Consider the following 20,099-nt stretch of genomic DNA (forward strand, 5'->3'; position numbering starts at 1 on the left):
ACTATACCGCTCGTTGATAATTAATAAAATAACAATCTTGTTTATTTTATTATCATCTTGCTTTGAATTTGAAACTTTTTTAGTATGTTTGTCGCATTATTAATGAAAAACACGTCTTTTCAATGAAAAAGCAAGATTTCCTGTTTATCCTTTTGGTAGTGGTGGTTTTCCTGCCGTTTTTTGTGAGTAGTGCCGTTTACGACTGGTACAAATCGTTCAATGCTGAACATGGCATGGTGATGAGCTTCCTGAAGTTTGCTATTCTGTCCTCATTGGGCGAAGTGCTGGGACTTCGTATCAGTGCAGGAGTATACAATAGGAAAGGCTTCGGCATTATTCCGCGTATGGTGGTATGGGGAATACTCGGTATGGGTATCAATGCGGCCATGATTATCTTCTCCAAAGGCGTGCCCCAGTTCATGGAATATATGGGAATGGCAAACGCGGCCGCAATCTTTACGAGCGATGTGATGTCTCTTGATAAAGTGTGGGTGGCGCTGGCTATATCCGTGACTATGAACACTATCTTTGCTCCGGTTTTCATGACTTTCCATAAAATCACGGATACGCATATCCTGATGTGCGGCGGTTCTCTCAAGAGTCTTATCACTCCTATCCCAATGACGAAAATCATCACCGGGCTGAACTGGAACGTTCAGTGGAACTTTGTTTTCAAAAAGACCATCCCGTTCTTCTGGTATCCGGCGCATACGATTACTTTCATGTTGCCGCCGGATATGCGCGTACTGTTTGCCGCATTGCTGGGTATTGTGCTGGGAGTCTTGCTGGCAGTAGCAGCACGGAAATAGTTTTTTTGTTACCTTTGCTTCCTGCAAGAATAAGAATAGATATATGAAATTATATAATAAGCAGGAAGCAATGGAGCGCATGAACGTTCTGGCAAGTTGTGCAAAACCGTTTGTCTTTCTAATTGATTACTTACAGGAACAGGTTTATGTGGAAGAAGCGAAGAACGTTTCTCCGACGGAACTGGTGTATAACCTGAATGGATTTACGAATGAAGACGGTTGGCGTCAACAGCAGAAGGACTTGCCGGAACAAATAGAATGGAATCCCGATCCTGTTTCTTTTGAGAAATATAGCTGTGCATTTGAGCATGTACGGAAGAACATCCTTGCGGGAAACAGTTTTCTCACGAACTTGACGTCCAAGACTCCGGTACATACCAATCTTACTTTAGAGGGCATATATTGCCATTCCCGCGCTTTATATAAGGTTTGGGTGAAAGAGCGGTTTGTTGTATTCTCACCGGAGATTTTTGTGCGGATAAATAATGGAATTATCAGTTCTTATCCTATGAAGGGAACGATTGACGCTGCCTTGCCCGACGCCCGGCATATATTATTGGAAGATGAAAAAGAGGCTGCAGAACATGCCACGATTGTAGATTTGATAAGGAATGACCTGAGTATAGTGGCTTCCCATGTCAGAGTCAGCCGTTACCGCTATATTGATGTCTTACAAACCAATCGCGGTCCTATCCTGCAAACTAGTTCGGAGATATGTGGCGAATTGCCGGAAGATTACAAACTACATTTAGGAGATATTCTTTTCAGTATGTTGCCTGCCGGTTCCATCACCGGAGCACCCAAAAAGAAAACGATGCAGATTATCCGTGAGGCTGAAGGATATGAACGTGGATTTTACACGGGCGTAACCGGCTATTTTGACGGAACTAATTTGGATAGTGCCGTGATGATCCGCTTCGTAGAGCAACAACCGGAAGGACTGTATTTTAAGAGTGGCGGTGGCATTACTTTCAAGAGTGATGTCCGCAGCGAATATGAAGAAATGAAACAGAAAGTATATGTGCCGATTTATTGAAACCATACAAGTGCGTGATGGTGAGTTGCAGAATCTTACCCATCATAACAGGAGAATGAATGAGACGCGGAGAGCTGTTTTCGGAGTGTCGGAGCAGTTGGATATCCGGGAATATACAGGAAATTGTCCTGTGGATGGAATCCATAAATGCCGTGTTATTTATGATAAAGAGATATGTGAGGTGGCGTTTTCACTTTATGCAATGAGGCCGGTACATTCACTTCGGCTGGTATATTCCGATACGGTTGATTACCACTATAAAAGTACGGACCGGAAAGAGTTGGAAGCATTGCATTCCCTTCGTGGAAATCAGGATGATGTGTTGATTGTCAGAAATAGCCTTTTGACGGACACTTCCATTGCCAATGTGGCGTTAGAGAAAGAGGGAGTCTGGTATACCCCAACGACTCCCCTCTTGAAAGGAACAAAGCGTGCGTGGTTGTTGGAACAAGGGGTGTTGACGGAATGTAATATTCCGGCAGATGAGATTTACTCTTATTCCCACATCACTTTATTTAATGCGATGATTGATTTCGGATCTTTGGTTCTGGACATTAACCGGGATACGGTTATTCACATTTGATACTCTCTACAGGATTATTTCTTGCCGCCCGGTAACTATTCAAACATACTGTGAGCAGGGTGATGCAGATTGTGAATAGCAGAGGAAGCAGGAAATGGATGATTCCCAGATGTGTGTGATAGGCAAACTGTTGTAACCAGTAGTTCATTGAATAACAGATAACGGGAATAGTCAGCACAAAAGCAATGCCTATATAGCATAAGAATGGACGATTGACAAGCCACAATATCTGCCAGGGGGATGCTCCGTGAATTTTACGGATTCCTATCTCGCGAATGCGCTGACGGATGGCATAATGGGTTATGCCGAACAATCCGAACAGCGTGAGGAACAGGCTGATTGAAGCATACATCAGAAGAATGCGGGAGAAGTCGGTAACTTCTTGATTATAAGACATAAGTATTTTATGAGGAGCTGTATATTCAAACGGAGTATTCGGATACTTTTTCTCCCAAAGTCTACGGATATGATCGATTAGCTCTGCGCGATTCTTTTCATCGAATTGTATAGTCAAAGTAGTGAAATTCTCTTGGGGTGTTTCGTGCAGAAGCATTCTTAGCGGGAAGATATTGTTTGTGAGCGAGTACTTCTTGAAATCTTTTATTACTCCGATGATAGTACCCTTTTCGTTTTCTTCAGGGATGTATTTGGAGATAGGCTGCCCTATCGGATTTTCTCCTGCCGGAACAAGATAGCGGATAAATACTTCGTTGATTACTGCCGGTATGGGGGTACGGGGTAATAAATTAAATGTCTGTTTTGCATCTGACAGTTCGAGGTTGTATATGGACAAGAAGTCTGGGCAAACCTCGTAGAGTTCCAACATTAGAAGGTCGTTCTCTTCACTCTCTTTGCGTGGTACAGCCATACTAATTGGATAAAGACCTGACTGGGAAGGTACGATACTTTTTACTCCAGCTATAGGTTTGATCTCTTCTATCCATGTCTGCAAAGGGGAGTGCGCAGAGTCACCAATACCAAATTCAATGATTCCTTTATAGCGGCTTCCCTCCTGCTCTATCAAGTCCATCTGGCTACGGATAACCATAAAGGCACTTAGCAAGCCAATAGAGATAATGAATTGCAAAGTAACTAATGCTGCAACAATACGCTGCTTTTTGCGACCAGTGAAGAAACTACGGTAACTGCTTTCGGACAGCATGTGTATCTTCCGACTCATATATTCGGCCGGGACTACGGAAAGAATAATCACAAACAGCAGGATAATCGGAATTACCTGACCGGAGAAGAGATAAGACAATGACAGGTTTGCGATTACTACCGTGTTGAAACTTATCAGTAAGTCGCTCGTTAACAAAATGGACAGGAGGAATGCTGTAATCACCATCAGAAAGGTATCAACAAAGAGCTGCCAACGGATATGACGGTGGGTTGCACCTAAGAGGCTCTCGATATGCAAAGTACGTATTTGCTTTAGTAAACGGGAAAAACTCAGGTTGATGTAGTTGAAACAACCGATGAACAGAATTAATAAGGCGGATAACAGTCCGACGCTTAACAGGGCTTTTTGCCGATGTTCGATGCATTGGTCACTATCTTGCAGGGTGGTATTAAAATAAGATTCCTGCAAGGTCAATGTGCGGTAGTATCCTTTGCCCAATAAGGTCGGGAGTTCGGTTGTTTCAAACCGTTGACGAAAAGCATCGATATCTGTTCCCTGTTTGAGAAGTATCGAACATGTAACTCCTGCTTGAGCTTTGAGACTTGTGAGCATATCTGCTTTCAGCATGCTTTGAGGAGGCAAGTTGAAGACTGCGACAATCCGGTAGGCTTTTCCATCAGACTGTGGCATTTCTAATAGTTTGCCGATACAGTCGGTTGTTCCAAAACAACGTTTGGCTACTTCCTGGCTGATGGCAATGGTTCCGGGATGCGTGAGTGCCTCCTCTACTTTTCCTGCAAGGGTTTCTATCGGAAAGAATTCCTCAAGTGTAGAATCTGCCGATAACAGGTTTAAGTCAGAAAAATCTTCATTGTTTACCCGGATTTTCGCATGTGTAACACTTTGTGTGCGTAGTGCAGCTTCTATTTCAGAAAATTGTGAAATGATTTCCGGTACTGATTCGTGATATACAAATGTGCCCTGCATCTCTTCTTGTGCAAATGGTAGTGTCTGTGTAAGCCGGAGGATGCGGTCGCGATTGGGATTATTGTACTCAATGTTATACTCATACAGAACGAATGCCGTTAACAAATTGGTGCAGGTGATGCCGATGACCAAGCTGACAAGGGAAATGGTAACGAATAATTTGTTTCGCCACCAACTACGCAGGACTATCTTTAGTGTATGCATGTTTCTGATAATAGATATGAATGAAATGATATATTCTCATAGTGATGAGAATCTTTTCTCACTGCGATGAGAAAAAACTCTCACCGTAATGAGAAGAAATTCTCATTACGGTGAGAATAATCCTTTTGCCAGAGCATGAGACTACGAACTTTCTTTATAGACTGACTTCCGTCACTACTTGTCCGTCGAACAGATTGATGATGCGTCCGGCAAATCCGGCATCGTGCTGTGAGTGGGTCACCATGACAATAGTGGTTCCTTCTTTGTTCAGTTCGTTCAGCAACTCCATAACTTCTTTACCATTCTTGGAGTCCAGGTTACCGGTAGGCTCATCGGCGAGAATCAGCTTCGGGTTGGCTACTACGGCACGGGCGATGGCTACACGTTGTTGCTGACCACCGGAGAGTTGCTGTGGGAAGTGCTTGCTGCGATGCGTAATTGCCATGCGTTCCATAGCGGTCTCTACGCGGCGTTTACGTTCGGCGGCAGGGATGCCCATGTAGAGTAATGGCAATTCGATATTCTCATATACGTTCAATTCGTCAATCAGGTTGAAGCTCTGGAATACGAAGCCGATGACACCTTTACGCAGGCTGGTACGCTGTGCTTCTGTATATTTGGAAACTTCTTTTCCATTCAGGTAGTATTCTCCGCCCGAAGGATTATCAAGTAGACCAAGGATATTCAGCAACGTAGATTTACCGCAACCGGAAGGTCCCATAATTGCGACAAATTCTCCTTCTTTCACTTCAATGTTCACATTGTTCAAGGCCCATGTTTGCACTTCTTCGGTCTTGAAGATTTTCTGCAAGTTAACTGTCTTAATCATAATAGTAAAAATTTAAATTAGTAATATATTTATTCATTTTTTATTATCTCAGCCGGATTGATATGCATAATCCGATAAATTTTGTATGCTGTAGTGAGGAATATCATCAAGGCTACAGAGAAGAAAAGCATGATGCCCCAGTCCCAGCTCTGTATGCACTTAGCCGGAGTGTCATTTAGCGATAACAGCATTAATCTCACCAGTGGATAAGCAACTGTAAATGCCAGTATGAAAATCACCAAATAGGCTTTTCCGAATATTCCGGCGATAATCCACGGTGTGGCCCCATTGATTTTGCGGATGGCAATTTCTTTCTGTCGGCTGACTGTGTCCATGGAAATGGCAGAATAGATACTCAGTACAACCAATAGTATACTTACAACAGCCAGTATTGTCATCCCTACTTGGGTCATATACATAGAGCCCATGACGGTTTGTTTGTTATCAGCAAGGGAACGAACCTCAAGGGGTAAAGTCATTGGTATGTAGTTCCGGCAAATATCAGTGATGCGACGGAGGTTCCTGTCAGGGTCTGTTCCCGGTGCAAACTTAAAGTAAAAGGTTCTGAACCGGTTGCCAGGGAAGAATGCTGAACCGATAGTACGCCCTCCTTGGGATTCTTTATAAAGTGCTTTGTAGGTGCCGGCAATGCGGTAATTCTGATTGTTGAGTTCTACCATTCCTTGTACACTGTCTTTATCCAGTTGCAGTTTGAAGTCTTCGCTGACATAAATAACGCCTTCCGCTTCTTCACTTACTTCCTTGCCTTGCAACAGAATGTTCAGAAACTTGAAATAATTGGATGAACCTTCTGTGATGGCAATCATAGCTTCCGATTGGTCAGCTTTTTTGTAGGTACGCATAAAGAATTGTCCACTTTGTATATCACTCATCATTGCCAGTTTTTCTGTGCACTCCGGAAGAGCTTGAATATCAGTTAATATAGGATTTAGATTTTGCCACATACGTTGGCTGTTCACGTTCAGGGCGATGATGTTTTTCTCTTCTTCGGAGGTTAGCGGACTATATGCCTCACCGAATATCTCGTGCCACACCATATTAATGCCGAGTGTACTGCCCACAAAGAATATGGAAATACCCAGTTGTAACCACATCATGACCGAACGGAAGATATGGCGGCTACGGTTGTTGTTGATTTGACTAATGATGCTCACTTGGCGTAATCGGCGGATAGGAAACCATATCACCAGCATACATACTGCCAAAAGTGCGAGATATATCTGCAACTGCACAACGTAGATAGCCGATAATGATAAATCGGGCATATCTCGGTTCGGTATGTATAGTTCTGCCAGACTTATCATAATCTCCGTCAATGCTAAGGATAAAAGAAAAGCGACGGATATCATCCAAAATATCTCGGCAAAGAGAAGCAGGAACAACCCTTTTATCTCCGAACCCATACACTTGCGAAGCGCCACTTCACGCTGACGATTATAGAACATCTGAATGATAAATTTGAGGAAGTTAATCAACCCTGAAATCAGGATAAGTGAAGCTATAAACAGTATCAATAGCTTTGCCATTGCAAAAGTGTTGTCATGTCTCTGCGTGAATTTAGCAACGGGGTGAACGGTCTCTTCATCCCGTTGCCATGTTATTGATTGTAAAGTCTTGTTTAGTGTCTCTATATCTGTTTTAGGCGATAGATAACCTCCTACGCTTAAGGCTTCATATGGTATGACTTCGTAGAAGAAGTAACAGTCAGTTTTTAAACTTTGCAGGTCTTCTTCTTCTACCACATTTATAACTTTAAAGTCCTGAATAGAATTCTCTGCTATATTTTTCGGGTTAGCCAAGTGTATGATTGTTCCAATAGGATTTGCGGTGCCGCATGCTTTACGGGCAAACTTCTGCGACAACACAACTTCATCAGGAGCTTTGGGAAGTTGGTTGCCATATAGCAATTTTTTGGCATTGTAAGAGAAAAAGTTCCCGTTAACCCCTCTGTATTGTATCAGGAAAGGCAGATTGCGTTGTTCATTGTCAATGACTTCTATTTCTGTCGAATTGTTATAAGATTGTATGGTCAGGCATTCCAACCCCATGATGGATTGTTCTATCAAACGTTGTATTTCTTTAGCTCGGAAAAAAGAACTTTGGCGTTGGTTAACTTCAATCCTTACTCTCTGTTCACTATTGGGCAAATCTTCCTGTCTATTTATCTCCTGAATGAAAAAGCATACCAACGTATAGCAAACAATCCCTACTGCCAGGCAAAGGGCAGAAATCAGACTGTGAGTTTTATATTTCAGCAGGTTTCGGAGCGATATTTTCAGGTAATGTATAATCATTCTTTTACTTGTTATTCGTTTTTAATTACTTCTGCCGGATTGGTTCTTGCTATCCGCAAGATACGGAAAAGTATGGTAATAGCTGTAATCAAAGTTACAATAAGGAATATGTAGAACCAGAATAGGAAGCCGCAATCAAAGAATACCGTATACATCTGTTTCCATAGCATCAGTGCAGTATATACAAGTGGGAATGCAATGACAGCACTGCACAATAATAAAATGATATATAAACGAGCGAATAGTAGGATGATTTGTGGAACATTTGCTCCGTTCACTTTGCGGATGGCAACCTCCTTTTGCCTGCGTTCTGTATCAAGCGTGATACTGGAGTATACTCCCAGCAGGGTAATAATGATGCTGACTATGGCAAAGAACAAAATAATATCTTTCAAATTGTACTCGATGGCCTGCACCACATGAATATCATCAAGGAATGTCTTAGTCTGGTAAGTTATGTTTTCAGGAAGCATCTCGCGACAGACTTTCTCTATCCATTGAGTTACTTCTTTCTGCTGTCCGGGATGGCTTTTGATATAACAATGGCCTATATAGACAGAAGAATCGTATGGTACAAAGGCATATCCATTACTCTGGTTGTATACATCTGCCTGAAAAGGAGCGGATATTCCGCATATTGTGTAGCCGGTATTTCCACTATATAAATTCATACCGATTACGTCTTTTTTTTGTATTTCCTGCCAGGCTCTGTCCACTATAATTTCTTTATCAGTTTGTGACCTACTTCCCTGCTCTATGGGAATATTCATGAAAGAGAAAAAATTGGACGGAACTGCCATGATGTTAATATCAATCCAGGAGTTGTCATTTCCTTTCTCTGTTGTCAACCCATTTCCTGATATTCCATACATATAGCCGATATCCGACAATAGGACCTCTTTTACTCCTGCATGTTGCTTAAAGCGTTCTATCATAGTCAGCTTTTCTTCGTTTTTCATGAACGGATAATCTAATGGGATACTTAATATTTCCGCTTTCTCTTTTTGGCTTAATGTGTGGAATAAGGTATTGGCTGTTTTTTCTGATTGCAGGTATAAGGCGACTGTTAGCGATACGAATATCCAGCAAATAAAGAATTGGATACCCAGCATGAAGTTGCGCCCCCATTGTTTCCCTCTGCGTTTACTGCTTCCATAGATACCTGTTTGCACTGAAATCTTACAGATACGAGCAGAAACAGACAGGCAAATGACAGTGCAAAGTATGATAAGGAAAATGATATATTGCAGGGCGTGTATCAAAAGGGCTTCAGCAGTAAAGGACATGGCAAAACCCGGTAAAGAGAAATTCATATGACCTCCAAGTAATTCTATTCCCCAAAATACCAGTACGGATGATATGGAAATGACAATTAATGATTGCGTGAATAGCAAACTGAATAATTGTTTCCAGTTACAACCTGCCATCTTCATGATGCTGTATTCCTTAGTGCGGTTAAAGAATGAACCTATGAGAAAATGAAAGAAGTTTATCAACCCCACCAATAGTATCAGTGTGCCTATGATTCCGGTCACCAATGCCAGATAGGAAGCTCCTTGTTTTTTTAGTTGGGTTCCCATGCGGTCGGCGGTGACGGTGTAGGCTTCGTTATACAAAGTATAGGTATAGTTCCTTTTTGAAATTTGTTTTTCTAAAGCAGCACAAGTGGTTTGTGGTGATAGCAGTGCATAAGTACTTGCTCCTGTCATGTTGTGGCGTTTAGGGCTTTGTAGAAGTCCCTCGCTGTCATTCACGGTCAGTACATCTATGTTTTGCATGAAGTCAATGCTATTATTCAAAGGAATATCTTCCATTACAGCTTGAATGGTATATACGATGCCTCCTGTTCTTGGAGTACTTTCGGGGGACGTATTGAGCCTTCTCATCAAAGTCATGTGCTTACCGATGGCACTTTCCGCATTACCGAATATCTTAATGGCAATGGATTGGCTTAAAATGGCGGAATTAAGAGATCGGCTTGCCATTTCCCAATGTCCTGCCACCATTTTCGGAGTGAATACTTTATTGTAGCAAGTATCCGCTTCAATCGTTTCGAGTTCATAAGGCAATGTCTTTTCCGAGGATACTTCCACATAGAAAGGGCGTTCACGCGGATAGGTTACGCATGAAATAGCTTCCACTTCTCCCATGGACCAGGTGCGAAGCTCTTCGGACAAAGGTACGGGGCTACCGGAAAAATATCTGTCAGCCTTACTGTCGTAAAGGCTTAGTTCGGCTATGCGCTCATAATTGGCGAAGCAATGATTGGTGCTGTCTACGAAGCGGCTGCAATACATGCAGATACAGAAACATAACAATCCTACGGATAGACCGATAATAGATATGATATTCTGTGTCTTGTATTTACACAGGTTCCTGATTGCTATTTTGAAATAATGAGATATCATAAGTCTATGTGAATTATATGTTTTTATTCGCTTTTAATTACCTCTGCCGGATTTTGACGGGCTGCGTGCCATACGCGCCAGCCGATACATGCGAAGATGACTATTGCTATACATGCAAAGATAGTTAGATAGATCCAGACATTGATGGTTGTTTGTTCTATATAATTTTCAAGCCAGCGTTTCATCAGGACATATCCTATCGGGAATGCTACGATGGATGCAATGAGCAATAAAAGTATATACTCTTTTACGAACATGAGTAGTATATCTTTGATTGTTGCTCCATTCACCTTACGCACAGCTATCTCTTTGCGTCGTTGTTCACAACTAAGCGTAACGAGGGAGAAGATGCCAAAAGCTGCAATAAGTACACAAACCACGGCAACAAAGCTCAATAACTTTATCAGTGCATCTTCTGATTTAAGATATCCGGCATATTCTTCTTCTGTGTTGTATAATCTGTATCTCACTTCCGGATATTCCTGGCTGAATATACTGTCTATCTGGTTTTTTAGTTCTTTCCATCTACCATTATGAAACTTGATTAAGATTTGCCCTTTCCCTAAAGAAAATCCAATGCCTTTAAGAATATCTATTGCAACTAAAGTATAAGGTTGTACTGGTGCTGTCGGTACCGTGATGTGGAAGTCTTTAATTATACCTACAATGGTCCATGCTCTATTCTGCTGATAAAGTTTCTTTCCAATCGGATCGCTTATTCCAAGTGCTTTTACAGCCGATTCATTAATCATTATTTTATTCGTCTCTGTCGGCTTCACCATCTCTCCTTCCAACAGTTTCAGATTGTAAAAGGAGACTGTCTCTTCACAATTCCATAGACATAGCATATCTATACTTTTCGCTTCATCTTCTTTCCCGTCCCAATTATCGAAAGTCTGTGAAAAGCCTGATGATTGAGGCAATAAGCAACAATGTCCGGACACCACCTCCCTTGTACATGAGAATTGTTTGATCTTATTAGCAATGATTTCAAAATCATTGTCCGGATATAAAAGATTGATGGAAGCTATATCCTTTCTTTCCCATCCTAAATCTGTATTCGTAAGAAAATAGATTTGCTTCATCATCACCATTGTGCAGAACATGAAAAGAATCCCTATTGCTAACTGGAATGCAATACTTACTTTACGGAGTGCGTACTTGTTTCCGGTATTCTGGGGGGACGATCGTTTGATGGCGAATGGCACTAACAGAAGTAAAGACAGTAAAAGAATCCCTGCGAAATAAAGAAGTGATTCTCCATAAATATTCCCGGATATCCCGGACATTTTCTTAAAAGCAGGTAAGACCATCTCAACCAAAGCCATACCCAATACCCCGGATAGCAATATGATGTATAGGTACTCCACAGAAAGTAGAATAAATACACCCCCAATGGAGGAACCACATACTTTGCGCAATTCTATCTCACGGCTGCGTATCCTCATGCGAGTGATGAACAGAGAGAGATAATTGAACAAAGAACAAAGAATCACCAGACCTCCGGCTACGGAAAATAGTATCAGATAATAGAATTGGAAAGATTTGTTCCTATTAATTGATGAATAATGATATTCATTGAGTGGTATTAGCCGGATGTCCTCAAACACTCTGCGGGGATCTCTCGGATCGGCTTTAGTTTCATTTGCGGCAAGTTTCTTTTGAAAGATTACTGGATCAGTCCCTTTACGTAACTTGATAATGATTTCGAAACTTCCATTACTCCAATCATTCTGCCAGCGGCGGAAATATTCTCCCTGTCCCCAGTAGCCAAATGACAGATTACTATGATTGAGATTTGAGAGAATGGCACAAATCGTCAGTGTATCATCATTGTAGTTTTTAACTTCTTTGCCCAGTACATTTGTAGAACCAAATAAATGCATGGCTATATCTTCTGTTAAGGCTATCTTGTCATTGGAATACATAAAGTCCATGCTTCCTGATAGAATGGATATATTGAACATCTTCATGAAGCAGGAGTCTGCTTGTATATCATTAGTTTTCACCGTACGACCATTTGCTTTAAGATCTATTTTTTGTCCCCATCTTGTATAGGCACATACAGCTTCCACCTCAGGGAAATCGTTTTTCAGCACAGTCGATGCCGGGTATGGCATGGAAGTAGAGTACCCGTTTACACCAAATACATTTTCTTTGCAGAGAATATACATCCGGTCGGCTCCTTCGTGGTAAGCATCATACGTCGTTTCATAATGTATCCACAGGTTAGCAAAGGCGAAGCAGGTGAAGCCTACTGCCAAACCAAAGATGCCGATAATACTTTGTATCTTGTATTTCAGTATATTACGGAATGCTATCTTAAAATAATGTTGTATCATGGTTTTAAATTTTCTCACATTTTATTCACTATTGATGGGTTTCACAGAATCTTTTCATATAAAGATTTCAAATTTTGTGCCAAACTCATAACAGCTTGTTTAATAGGTGAATATTGAATGTAGTAATATGAAATAAGTGTGCTATACTGCACAAAAGCAGTGCATATTCGCACATGTGTTTCAAGTTACTCCCGACTCATTCACTCTTAATAACTTCTGCCGGATTCTGTCGCGCTGCCTGCCATACACGCCAGCCGATACTAAGGGCAATCACTATCGCAATGCCTGCCAATATAAAAATGAATGGCAACACTCCTATGTTGACCTGGCGATTGTAAGTCTCAATCCACAGTTTCATGATAATATAGCCTATCGGGAAAGCTATCAGTGAAGATATAATCAGAAGCAAAGAATATTCCTTAAGGAAAATATTTAGAATATTACGGATGGTAGCTCCATTCACTTTGCGGATAGCTATTTCCTTCCGTCGTAGCTCGCAAGTCAATGTAACCAGAGAATAGATACCAAATACAGATATCAGAATACAAATTAATGAGGAAAAACTCAAAAGACTGGATAAAGCATCTTCTGACTTCAGGTACTTGTTGTATCTTTCTTCTTCACTATCCAAAAATAATTTGCGGTCAGGAAGTTCAGACTGCTGCATCTCTTCAATACGACGACGACATTCTTCCCAGGTTCCCGGCTTGTATTTGAAGAGTACGAAACAACGTGGCCACATATATTTCGATTTGTTTGTATTGACAAATACTGTGTGCGGTAAATCTTTTGTAGGAGATTTGTAAGCACAGTCTTTTATAACTCCTATTACGGTCATAGGTGTCACTTCTTTATTACAATAAGAAATGTGTTTTCCGATTGCTTCTTCAGGTGTCCAGCCCATAGTCCGGGCTGTTGTTTCCATGATATTGACCTCGCGGACATCTGATTTATCTGAAACCCACTCTCCTGCCAGCAGTTGCATATTGTAGAATTTGAAGAACTCTTCTCCTGCTAAAATTTCATCTATACCGAGTGGCTTTTCAATTGTATCATCCAAGCCATCCCATGAGTCGACTTCAAAAGCAGAATAGGCACCCATGCTGATAAGAGGCCAGTAAACAGGCCTCACAACTTCGGTAACCATGGGTAATGCCTTCACTTTTTCCGCCCACACATTCATGTCTACATTCATCCAGATACCCAAGGATGCACGGTTCTGATAGTCCATTCCCGTATCTACATTACGTAAATGATAGAGTTGCATTTGCATAATGGTAGTGCAGAGGATAAATGCTATACAGACAACCAGTTGCACTATAATGCTCCCCTTTCGGCACATATGTCCTATGGCATTTGCATATGGCCTATGTATCGTATTTTGTAACGAATGGCGGCGGAATATAACGACAGAAAGTATAGCAACGAGAAATGCTAATATTGCCATACCTGCTATGTATATCATGCAATTACCATAAACAGATATATCTGTATCAACAATCATGGAATAGCGCAAAAAACAAGGCTTGAGCAGTTCTATGAAAAACATTCCTAATATTGAAGCCAGCAGAATGGTAAATAAGAAATCGGTGCTGAGCAATGCTAACAACGAACCTTCGGAAGCTCCGTTTACTTTACGCAAGGCCATCTCACGTTTGCGGGAGCGGAAGCAGTCCATATAAATCGTCAGATAGTTTACTAATGCGCACAGAATAATGAGTATTCCTGTTATTGAGAAATAAACAATATAACGGAATTGTACAATGAGTTCATCTCCACGAATAAATTCATCCGCATAGCGTAATTCTGTGATAGGTTCCAGATAGAAGCGGGTAATTCCGGTCACGTCAGTGTATTTATTCCTTTTCAATTCTTCAGGGAAATTCCGGTTCATCTTTTCTAAAAGTGCATGAGCGTCACTCCCGTTCTTTACCTTTATCAACAGTCTATAGTGGCTGTTATCCCATGAAGTGTCATCACTGCTCATCCACCCCATAATGGAGTATTTAAAATTAGAATGTCTCCCCCAGTCACTTATAACGGCTCCTATGCGATATTCCCTCATATTGTTGGAAGCAATCAGATTTTGTCCAATGACCTTGGTAGTGCCAAAAAGTTCACGAGCCATCGTTTCCGTAATGGCCACCTCTTTGGTTTCTCCTGAATTTGATAAATAGAAATTTTGGCTACCTTCTAAAATCTTTATATCCATCATGCGAATAAAAGTAGAATCCGGCGCAATATACGGACATTCTATCTGTTGTTTGTTTTTTAGGGTGAAGAAACTTTGTTGTTCGAATATGCAGAAGTCTTCTATTTCCGAATAAGTGTCTTTTAGATAGCCGCCCAGAGCGTAGGGTACAAAGTTGGAGTAATGTGCTCCGAAATGCCGGTCGTCCGTTCGTACCAGATAGATACGCTCTGCATCCCTATGAAAATTATCATACGTCATTTCATATTGTATCCAGAAGGTGGACAGGGCAAAACAAGCCAGCCCTATTGCTAGGCCGACAATGCTGATTATACTTTGTGTCTTATGTTTCAGTATATTCCGCGATGCCATTTTAAGATAATGCTGTATCATGATATTCTATATTTTCTTTGGTAACGTATTTATTCTCCTTTTAATACTTTTGCCGGATTTATCTTTATTGCTTTATGAATTTGCCATCCTAATGTACAAAGTGAAATCAGCGCAATGAGAAGTCCGGCAGTCAGGAATATCCAGAGTGACAGTGGCGCATGATGATAAAAACTTTCCATATATTTATGAATCAATATATAGCTGATACAGGAAGCCAGAATAAAAGCAATGCTGAATATATAGCAATATTTACGTAGCAATAATCGGAAGATATCACGGGCAGTGGCTCCGTTTACTTTTCGTAAAGCTATCTCACGATATCGTTGCTGAATATCATACAGCGATAATCCGAATAATCCCAAACAAGAAATAAGTATTGCAATCATGGCGAAAGTGATATAAATGCGCGTGGTGCGTTGGTCATCGCGATACAGTGTAGCTATTTCATTTTCGATGAATGAGTAATTGAACTCCCCTTCCCCATTTATTTCATGGAATACTTTTTCCAGAAATTCAATGGCTTCTTTGCGCTTTCCGGGAACAATAGAGGCCAACAATGGTTGTTGATGACCACCTATACTATAGCAGAATGCCAGTGGATAAACAGGGTTGGCCAGATGACCCATTTTGAAATCTTCTATTACACCTACTATTTCATAGGGAGGGTTTGAACTTGCATCTGTACCTACGCTAAACCACATTCGTGCATCTGTTTGCATCTTTGTTTTATTGATATCTTCTATGTGAAATACTTTCTTGGCAGTCTCATTAATAATGAATTTGTATTGTGCAAACTGGTCTTTCTCATCATCCCAGATACGTCCCTCTTTGAGCTTAAAGTCAAAGAGTTCCATATACTTCTGATCCACAAAGTCAACACTGATTTTAGCCTTTTCACCAGTAGATGCAGTACATTCTGTATGCGGGGGGAACATCTGGATAGGTGAATCACCATAGGTCCATTGGGTAAATAAGGGCGATTCATCCATTTTCCGTTTTACCGATTCTACTTTTAAGTCCTCTTCTTTTCTTTTTGCTTCCCATTCTTCCATGGAGGTAATAACATCTCCATATGTTCTATCCGTTGAGAAAAGCGAACATTTGATGATATCCTGAGTCTTGTAATTTAAGTCATAATGGAGCACATAATGTAATTGGCGGCTGAAATAAATGGCTGCTATTACTAGACAGATTGTAATGATATATTGTACTGACAGGAATATAACACGCGATACCACTGAATTTCCGCCTGTACTGATGGAACGAAGGGAATGAATAGGTGGTGCGTAGTTATAACGCAGAAATGGGAAGATAGTAGTAAGAAGTGGCATGCCTAACAGTAAAAAGACTGAAAGCCATATATCGAAGTACAAATCTGCCACAACAGGAATTTCAAGCCATAAAGTTACAATGCCGCGTGTTATTTCTACAAAAGTCCAAATGAAAAGCAATGCAATGGCTCCCAGAGAAAAGTTTTCAGAATAGAGCTGGAGAAAAACCGTTTTACCATTAGCCCCAAAAACTTTCTTTATCCCAAATTCCCGGGCACGTTTCAGCATGACTACCGTATGCAGATTTATGTAGTTGAACATACCGACAAGTAGCAACAGAAAGCTTATAAGCGTGAGAATATTTAAAGAAGTTTGGTTTCCCTTGTAAATAAGAGTGTCATATGTAGCGACTGTTGTATTGGTATAAAAGCCTTTTAGGGGCACTAACTGGTAGTATATTGCGCGGTCAGAATACGACTTTAATTGCATCGGTACTTTATTTTTCCGATTAAGTTGTATGACGTCTTCGGGGCGATGCAGTTGTACTAATTGGTTCTCCATACGGCTCCAGGATTTGCTTAATTCTATAGAAATGACAAGATCGAATTGCATGGAGGCTTTTGTGGAAGGTTCGTCAATAACTCCTGTAACCGTTACTATATTGCCCGTAGAAGTCTTCAATGTTTTGCCTATAGGACTTTCGTGTTTAAACAAACGAGTTGCTAATTTTTTAGTCATAATGACATCGTCGGGAGAGTGTACTGTACTATTTCCCTCTATTACGGGATAAGGCATCATTTCTAAGAATAAGCTGTCGGCTATCATCGTCTGGACGGTGAACCGGCGGTTATTTACCATTATGTAATCGTCTGAGAATGGAATAAATTGGCTAACCTTTTCAACACTTGGATCCAATAAAGGATTCTTGAAATTGGAATCATTATTACGGTCTATAGCTCCTGCCAAATAAGTTTCCCCATTTTGCGTGACCGTTGTCATCAGAAAAGTACGCTCCAATTCCGGACAGAAGTGATCTACATTATTTTCCTGGTGAATATAGCGGGCTATGATCAATGCGCAAGATACACTGAACACTAATCCTATGAGGTTAATAAAAGTATATACTTTAAATCGCAATAGCATGCGTATGGATAATAAGATTTGTTTCATATATTCTACTTTTATATTATTATTTTTCTTATTCATATTTAATCACTTCTGCCGGATTTACATTGGCTGCTTTATAAATCTGCCAGATAATAGTCAATAGTGAAATCAAGGCTGTTGCGCCTATGCCTATAATAAATAAATCGGGAGTGATGGGTGCTTTATGGGCAAAGTCTTCTAAATAGAGAACTATCGCCCCGAATGATAACGGAACAGCTATTAATGAGGCTATCCCCAATACTGAGAGATATTTTTTGATGAGCAAAGGGTATATGTTCTTCCCTTGTGCCCCATTTACTTTACGCAATCCTATTTCCCGGTAACGCTGACGGATATCAAATAAAGAAATGGCCAATAGTCCCAAAGATGATATAAGAATGGCAACTTTGGCAAACAATGAATAGATATCCACAACCTGGCGGTCTTCATTGTACATGGAAGCTATTTCATCTTCTATCAGTTTATATTCGAAGTCAGTGTTTCCCGTAGCTTCTTCATATAGTTTACGCAAGAAGTCGATGACTTCTGCACGTTGTTCGTGCGGATATGAAGCAGTAATAGTCGTGAGTTCAATTTTTTCATCAAAATATTCGATAATCATGGGAGCGGTAGACTGTGATAAATGCCTGACATTGAAATCTTTTACAACCCCTACGATTTCAAGTGGAGGATTATATTCAGATGGAACGTTACTGGAAGCCCAACTTGTGTCTTCACCCTGAAGTTTGTCGCGTGTGATATCCTTGACGCCAAATACTTTTTTGGCAGATTCGTTTATGATACATTTAAAACTATTTTTGGTAAACATCTCATCTATTGAATCATTCCATAGCCTGCCTTCCAGTAGTTGGAATCCGAATAATTCCATATAGCGTGGAGACATTCTGGCCCGTAATACCGGTTTGAAACCATTCTCTGCTTGGTTAAGAGCGTAACGTGACTGCTTGAAGTAATGAAGCGGCATTGATATTCTGCTCCAATGAGTAAATAATGTGCTTTCACTCATTCGTTTGTTTACTAACTCTTTATTAGCCTGTTGTATTTTCCCTTCTTTCAAAAGATCTTCTTTCTCTTTCTCATGAAATGAACTTCCTCCTTTGAAAATATACATCTTGCATTCTATTACATCATGAGTACGGAAGCCGAGGTCGGAATGAAGCATGTATTCGAGTTGCCGTACGAAGAAAAGTGACATGACGATCATATAGATAGTGATGACATATTGAAAACCAAGAAAAAGCATGCGTGAACGGACAGAGAAACGTGTAGAAGAAAGTTCACGCATGGAAGAGACTGGAGTGTTATGAGTGAATTTTATAAACGGATAAAATGTAGTCAGTAATGGAAGTACGAATAAGATAAGAAGAGATATATTCAGGTCATACTTTAAATTTGAGTTCGTAGGAATATACATTTCATTGTAGAACAGATGTCTGGTAATTTCAATAATCAGCCAACAAACAAATAATGCAGCTCCTGAGAGTAATATGTTCTCAATGTATATCTGAATAAAGATCTCTTTTCTACCTGCTCCATATACCTTTTTTATGCCAAACTCACGGGCACGTTTGGACATGATGACTGTATAAATATTGGTAAAGTTCAGTATGCCTATAATACCCACCAGAAAGGCTACAATCCATAATACACGAATATAATCTTTATTCCCATGTCGGGATAACGCTGACTCTTCATGAGAGGTTGTATAATAATAATCTGCCAATGGTAAATACTGATAGTGCATGGTTTGAAATGTACTCCATTGGTCTCGTGGCTGTTCTTTATCATATTTTTTATTTAATCCAGTTATATCCGTACCCGGTGCCATGATTACGGCATAGTTCGGATTTGAGAACCATAATTCTTCCAGTTCGTCCGATAAAAACATGTCCGGTAGCCATGACGTTTTGGTTTCCGGGGTATCCAATACGCCTACAATGTGAAACTTTCTTCCGATGGAATTCAGGAAAGTCAAGCCTATAGGATTGGGTACTCCATTTAGCGAATGAAGCCAAAACTCTTTAGTTATGAGCGCATCGTTAGGGCGCTTTATTTTCCCGTTGCCCATATATATGGGATAAGGAAAGATACTAAAGAATGTACTGTCTACGGACAGAGCATTGACAGTAATTTCTTGTTTTCCAAAATCCATAACCAAATCGGTACATGGAGTGAATGATGTATAACGTTCTACTGCCGGATCTTTCTCTAAGTCAGATTGGTATCCGGCCAGTTCTTTTGTACCGTCACTGATAGAACGTTCGATAAAACAAATCCGTTTGTATTCCGGATAACAGTGGTCCACTGTATTCTCCTGATGAATATATCGTGTTATGGTAAATACACAGGCAAGACTAATTGCTAATCCTATGAAATTGACAAAGGTATACACCTTAAACCGCAATAGCATGCGTATGGATAGTAGAATTTGTTTCATATGT

Annotated in this window: 11 protein-coding genes; 3 read left to right on the plus strand and 8 right to left on the minus strand. The window is 40.5% G+C overall.

The features are described 5' to 3' along the window. Positions 1 to 122 precede the first annotated feature (122 nt). From HMPREF9447_RS01115 to HMPREF9447_RS01125, 3 genes are read left to right on the plus strand one after another with little or no spacing between them, the layout of a single operon-like run. Positions 123 to 809: a hypothetical protein gene (locus HMPREF9447_RS01115; protein WP_009127362.1), complete on the plus strand. Its 687-nt coding sequence runs from the start codon at positions 123 to 125 to the stop codon at positions 807 to 809. A gap of 43 nt (positions 810 to 852) precedes the next feature. Beyond that, positions 853 to 1,845, plus strand: coding sequence for an aminodeoxychorismate synthase component I (locus tag HMPREF9447_RS01120; RefSeq protein ID WP_009127363.1), 993 nt, complete (start codon positions 853 to 855; stop codon positions 1,843 to 1,845). Continuing rightward, a complete protein-coding gene (locus tag HMPREF9447_RS01125) occupies positions 1,829 to 2,428 on the plus strand; it encodes an aminotransferase class IV family protein (protein WP_009127364.1) in 600 nt (199 codons plus the stop codon). The genes HMPREF9447_RS01120 and HMPREF9447_RS01125 overlap by 17 nt, the downstream gene beginning before the upstream one ends. Here HMPREF9447_RS01125 and HMPREF9447_RS01130 read toward each other — a convergent pair. The 8 genes from HMPREF9447_RS01130 to HMPREF9447_RS01165 all read right to left on the minus strand — a co-directional run bounded on the left by HMPREF9447_RS01130 (position 2,415) and on the right by HMPREF9447_RS01165 (position 20,095). Further along, on the minus strand, positions 2,415 to 4,742 hold the full coding sequence (locus HMPREF9447_RS01130; protein WP_009127365.1) for an ABC transporter permease: 2,328 nt from the start codon (positions 4,740 to 4,742) through the stop codon (positions 2,415 to 2,417). The two genes, HMPREF9447_RS01125 and HMPREF9447_RS01130, sit on opposite strands and share 14 nt — an antisense overlap. Positions 4,743 to 4,896: 154 nt before the next feature. Then, complete coding sequence (locus HMPREF9447_RS01135) at positions 4,897 to 5,571, minus strand: ABC transporter ATP-binding protein (RefSeq protein WP_009127366.1); 675 nt, start codon at positions 5,569 to 5,571, stop codon at positions 4,897 to 4,899. A 29-nt stretch (positions 5,572 to 5,600) separates the two neighbouring features. Beyond that, entirely contained in the window at positions 5,601 to 7,886 is a 2,286-nt protein-coding gene (locus HMPREF9447_RS01140) for an ABC transporter permease (RefSeq protein WP_009127367.1), read from the minus strand. Between the two features lie 11 nt (positions 7,887 to 7,897). Next, positions 7,898 to 10,294, minus strand: a complete 2,397-nt coding sequence (locus HMPREF9447_RS01145; protein WP_009127368.1) for an ABC transporter permease — start codon at positions 10,292 to 10,294, stop codon at positions 7,898 to 7,900. A gap of 23 nt (positions 10,295 to 10,317) precedes the next feature. Next, positions 10,318 to 12,636: an ABC transporter permease gene (locus tag HMPREF9447_RS01150; protein WP_044137290.1), complete on the minus strand. Its 2,319-nt coding sequence runs from the start codon at positions 12,634 to 12,636 to the stop codon at positions 10,318 to 10,320. A 196-nt stretch (positions 12,637 to 12,832) separates the two neighbouring features. Then, positions 12,833 to 15,220, minus strand: coding sequence for an ABC transporter permease (locus HMPREF9447_RS01155; RefSeq protein WP_009127370.1), 2,388 nt, complete (start codon positions 15,218 to 15,220; stop codon positions 12,833 to 12,835). Positions 15,221 to 15,249: 29 nt separating this feature from the next. Continuing rightward, positions 15,250 to 17,661, minus strand: coding sequence for an ABC transporter permease (locus HMPREF9447_RS01160; RefSeq protein WP_009127371.1), 2,412 nt, complete (start codon positions 17,659 to 17,661; stop codon positions 15,250 to 15,252). 28 nt (positions 17,662 to 17,689) lie between these two features. Beyond that, complete coding sequence (locus HMPREF9447_RS01165) at positions 17,690 to 20,095, minus strand: ABC transporter permease (protein ID WP_009127372.1); 2,406 nt, start codon at positions 20,093 to 20,095, stop codon at positions 17,690 to 17,692. Between the last annotated feature and the right edge of the window lie 4 nt (positions 20,096 to 20,099).

This window comes from Bacteroides oleiciplenus YIT 12058 (assembly GCF_000315485.1).
In the GTDB taxonomy this organism is placed as follows: domain Bacteria; phylum Bacteroidota; class Bacteroidia; order Bacteroidales; family Bacteroidaceae; genus Bacteroides; species Bacteroides oleiciplenus.

Coding starts and splice junctions, on each gene's coding strand:
- HMPREF9447_RS01145 (WP_009127368.1), bottom strand. CDS start 10,294: ATGATATCTCATTATTTCAAAATAGCAATCAGGAACCTGTGTAAATAC.
- HMPREF9447_RS01150 (WP_044137290.1), bottom strand. CDS start 12,636: ATGATACAACATTATTTTAAGATAGCATTCCGTAATATACTGAAATAC.
- HMPREF9447_RS01125 (WP_009127364.1), top strand. CDS start 1,829: ATGTGCCGATTTATTGAAACCATACAAGTGCGTGATGGTGAGTTGCAG.
- HMPREF9447_RS01115 (WP_009127362.1), top strand. CDS start 123: ATGAAAAAGCAAGATTTCCTGTTTATCCTTTTGGTAGTGGTGGTTTTC.
- HMPREF9447_RS01165 (WP_009127372.1), bottom strand. CDS start 20,095: ATGAAACAAATTCTACTATCCATACGCATGCTATTGCGGTTTAAGGTG.
- HMPREF9447_RS01160 (WP_009127371.1), bottom strand. CDS start 17,661: ATGAAACAAATCTTATTATCCATACGCATGCTATTGCGATTTAAAGTA.
- HMPREF9447_RS01140 (WP_009127367.1), bottom strand. CDS start 7,886: ATGATTATACATTACCTGAAAATATCGCTCCGAAACCTGCTGAAATAT.
- HMPREF9447_RS01155 (WP_009127370.1), bottom strand. CDS start 15,220: ATGATACAGCATTATCTTAAAATGGCATCGCGGAATATACTGAAACAT.
- HMPREF9447_RS01120 (WP_009127363.1), top strand. CDS start 853: ATGAAATTATATAATAAGCAGGAAGCAATGGAGCGCATGAACGTTCTG.
- HMPREF9447_RS01130 (WP_009127365.1), bottom strand. CDS start 4,742: ATGCATACACTAAAGATAGTCCTGCGTAGTTGGTGGCGAAACAAATTA.
- HMPREF9447_RS01135 (WP_009127366.1), bottom strand. CDS start 5,571: ATGATTAAGACAGTTAACTTGCAGAAAATCTTCAAGACCGAAGAAGTG.